Annotated in this window: 4 protein-coding genes; 2 read left to right on the top strand and 2 right to left on the bottom strand. The window is 64.3% G+C overall.

The genetic code is table 11. From position 1 onward, the window contains the following. On the top strand, positions 1-761 hold a 761-nt coding region (locus tag JYA52_RS06075), incomplete at its 5' end, for an inositol-3-phosphate synthase (protein WP_205652305.1). Positions 762-905: 144 nt separating this feature from the next. Here JYA52_RS06075 and JYA52_RS06080 read toward each other — a convergent pair. Then, complete coding sequence (locus JYA52_RS06080) at positions 906-1,529, bottom strand: MerR family transcriptional regulator (RefSeq protein WP_205652306.1); 624 nt, start codon at positions 1,527-1,529, stop codon at positions 906-908. An 88-nt stretch (positions 1,530-1,617) separates the two neighbouring features. Between JYA52_RS06080 and JYA52_RS06085 the strand changes: the two genes are divergently transcribed. Beyond that, positions 1,618-2,172, top strand: coding sequence for a DUF2306 domain-containing protein (locus JYA52_RS06085; protein WP_205652307.1), 555 nt, complete (start codon positions 1,618-1,620; stop codon positions 2,170-2,172). 46 nt (positions 2,173-2,218) lie between these two features. Here the strand turns inward: JYA52_RS06085 and JYA52_RS06090 are convergent, their stop codons facing one another. Beyond that, positions 2,219-3,178, bottom strand: coding sequence for a DUF559 domain-containing protein (locus tag JYA52_RS06090; protein WP_205652308.1), 960 nt, complete (start codon positions 3,176-3,178; stop codon positions 2,219-2,221). Between the last annotated feature and the right edge of the window lie 210 nt (positions 3,179-3,388).

Consider the following 3,388-nt stretch of genomic DNA (forward strand, 5'->3'; position numbering starts at 1 on the left):
CCATCGAGCAGTCCACCAAGGAGCCGGTCGACGTCGTCCAGGCCCTGAAGGACGCCGAGGTTGACGTGATGGTCTGCTACCTGCCGGTCGGCTCGCAGGAAGCGGCGGAGTTCTACGCCCAGTGCGCGATCGATGCCGGGGTGGCGTTCGTGAACGCGCTGCCGGTGTTCCTCGCCGGGACCAGGGAGTGGGCGGACAAGTTCACCGCGGCGGGTGTGCCGATCGTGGGCGATGACATCAAGAGCCAGATCGGTGCGACCATCACGCACCGGGTGATGGCGAAGCTGTTCGAGGACCGCGGGGTGACGCTGGACCGGACGTACCAGCTGAATGTGGGCGGCAACATGGACTTCAAGAACATGCTGGAGCGTGATCGGCTGGAGTCCAAGAAGATCTCCAAGACCCAGGCGGTGACCTCCAACGTCGAGGCCGAGATGGCTGCGAAGGATGTGCACATCGGCCCGTCGGACTATGTGCAGTGGCTCGATGACCGGAAGTGGGCTTTCGTGCGCCTGGAGGGCCGGAACTTCGGTGACGCGCCGGTGTCGCTGGAGTACAAGCTGGAGGTGTGGGACTCGCCGAACTCCGCGGGTGTGATCATCGACGCGATCCGGGCGGCGAAGATCGGCCTGGACCGTGGCATCGGCGGCCCGCTGCTGTCGGCGTCGAGCTACTTCATGAAGTCCCCGCCGGAGCAGTTCAACGACGACCTCGCCCGTGAAAAGGTCGAGGCCTTCATCCGCGGCGACCTCGAGCGCTAACCCCCGCCCGACGCTCCCTCACCTTTCGCAAGTTTGGGCCCGACGCTCCCTCACCTTTCGCAGGTTTGGGCCCGACGCTCCCTCACCTTTCGCAGGTTTGGGCCCGACGCTCCCTCACCTCTTTTGGTGGGGGAGCGTCGTGCTTTAGGCGTCTTTTGTATACCGCCCGATAGCGTGGCTGGCCTGCGCCAAGGCAAGAAGTTTGAGCACCAGTTGACCGTGCAGGTGCATGCCCACGGCGGCCGTCAGGATCAGCTCGTTCGTGTCCTCCGGAGCGGCGGTCGCATTAATGTCCCGGTCGGCGATGGCGTCGAGGGCCTTGCTGTAGGCATCCAGCAGTTCGGTGGTCACCGGCACGCCGAGGCTTTCCATCAGTGAGACATGCGCGTCCAGTGCCGCTCTGGCATCACTGGGCGCGTCCGGCCAGTTCCGCAGGCGCACGACGGCGTCGCCCGCCCGTGTGCGGACGTCACCGTTGTGCGTGTTCAGCGCGGTCAGGCCCAGTACGGTCCGCTGCACCGCAGCGAGAATCTCAAGGCGGGGTGCGCCGTCGTCGGCTAGTTTCACCAGCGGCCGAATTTGTTCGATGCTGAGCCCCACTACTGACCGCAAGGCGTGGATCAGCCTCAGTCGGCTGACGTGCCGAGTTGAGTACCTGGCCCGTGTGGCGTGAACCGATTCGCCGGCGGGCAGCAGTCCCTCGCGGAGGTAGAACTTGATGCTCGCCGCGGAGATGCCCGTCCGCTCGCTTAGTTCTTTGAGCTGCACCCTGCCTCCCCGCCTGCTGGTTGGATAGCGAAACCAACACCCGCTATCTTGGTGTACAAGAGTTGGATAGTGCTTCTATCCTAGGCCTATGGAGACTTGGAACGCACTGCTTGCCAGTCACGTGGTTGCCGCTCTTTTTGTGCTCGCGATCGGGCCGCTGCAAATATTCCGGCGGCGCCGCGACCGAATCCACCGCACCATGGGATACCTGTGGGTTGCCGCGATGTACTACGTCTGCGCCAGCAGCTTCTGGATCGTCACGGAGGGACATTTCACCTGGCTGCACGGGCTGTCCGCCTTCACTCTCATGACGGTCACTCTGGGACTTGTCAGTGCCATCCGCGGCAATATTCCTGCCCATCTCGGGAACATGGTGGGAAGCTACGTCGGCATTGCCGTGGCGTTTGTCTTTGCCGTCGCAGTGCCCGGCCGGGCCATTCCCCGGCTCCTGGCCGACGACGCGCCTACTGCCGTCTACGTTGCCGCCGTCGTTGTCCTTGGTGTCGCTGTCATCTTCGCGTCGCTGAAGCTCGGCGGGCGGTCCGGTCCTCCGGCGAGGCGGCGACAGACCAGAGAGGGTGCGGCGGCGGGTTCGAACCTGGATCAGCCCAACGGGGACGCTCCCTCAGTTTTGGCCGGCTGACTTGGGACGCTTCCTCAGTTTTTGCCGGCTGACGGGGAACGCTCCCTCAGATCGCGTCGGCAAAGCCTGCAGCCTGGGGATGGTCCAGCCGGGCCGCGCGCAGTGCTCGTTTGATCTTTCCTGTAGCCAGCTGGAAGCCGTCAGCGAGATCATTCTTGCCAAACGTCAGGACAGTCCACCCGGAAGATTCGAAGGCTTTATCACGCCGCCTGTCGCTGAAGGTCTGGGCATCGAGAAGGTGATGGCCGCCGTCGTACTGAATTGCGAGGCGGCGCTGCCTGTAGCCGAGATCCGCTGTGGGGGACATAGCGTCATGAATCCTCAAGGCCACCTGGAGCTCCGGTTCCGGGAGGCCGGCGTCCGCCATGGCTAGTCGCAGCAGCGTTTCCGGGGCTGAATCGGCTCCTACACGCATCATGTCCAATGCTTGCCGGGCGCGCACAACGCCCTGCAGGTTCGGATGACGGTCCACAAGAGAGCGCAGTCCCGCCAGCGTTGTGAACGGCTCCGTCCGGTCCTCGAACTGCAGCCGCGGAATCCGGATGAGTTCGTCGCCCATGCAGACCAATTCGCTGAGTGAGAGGCGTCTGGCCATATCCAGCCACGTCCGGGACCGGGTGCTGATGCGGATGCCTTCCACGGATTCAATCTCCTCCTCCCGGGCCAGAACCGTATGGCCGTATACCCCCTTACGCCGTACTTCAGGCAGGGACCGCGGCTTGCTCAAATGAAGCTCCGTCGAGTCAGACAGCCAGGCAGGCAAAATCTGGCAGCGGATTCGCGCCGCTGTGACGTGAGAGATCCAGGCGCCTGGAGACACTGCGGACAGCGCCCTCGCCGCCTCTTCAAGATCAAAGTCCCAGCCCGCCGGGCGGTATAGTCCGCGGCCCACATGGACGACGTCGGCCCGGCGCAGAAGGCTTGCCGAAACACCGGATGCCCTCGCCGATTCCAATGTGAATGGAGCCGTGAGGAGAGTCGCCGGCAGATGATTGCGCATTTGCATACCGGCATTGTGACCTGAATTGCATTTGTCCCGCAGAAGTTATCCACAGGCGCGCTGAGGAGCGCGGGAGGGGGCGGCAGGATGTGAGGGAGCGTTGGGGAGGGGGCGGCGGGATGTGAGGGAGCGTTGGGGAGGGGGCGGCGGGATGTGAGGGAGCGTTGGGGAGGGGGCGGCGGGATGTGAGGGAGCGTTGGGGAGGGGGCGGCGGGA

This window comes from Arthrobacter pascens, assembly GCF_017052465.1.
Classification (GTDB): Bacteria; Actinomycetota; Actinomycetes; order Actinomycetales; family Micrococcaceae; genus Arthrobacter; species Arthrobacter pascens.

Bases quoted from the DNA above. Each gene is read 5' to 3' on its own strand.
- JYA52_RS06085 (WP_205652307.1), top strand. From the start codon at position 1,618: ATGGAGACTTGGAACGCACTGCTTGCCAGTCACGTGGTTGCCGCTCTT.
- JYA52_RS06090 (WP_205652308.1), bottom strand. From the start codon at position 3,178: ATGCAAATGCGCAATCATCTGCCGGCGACTCTCCTCACGGCTCCATTC.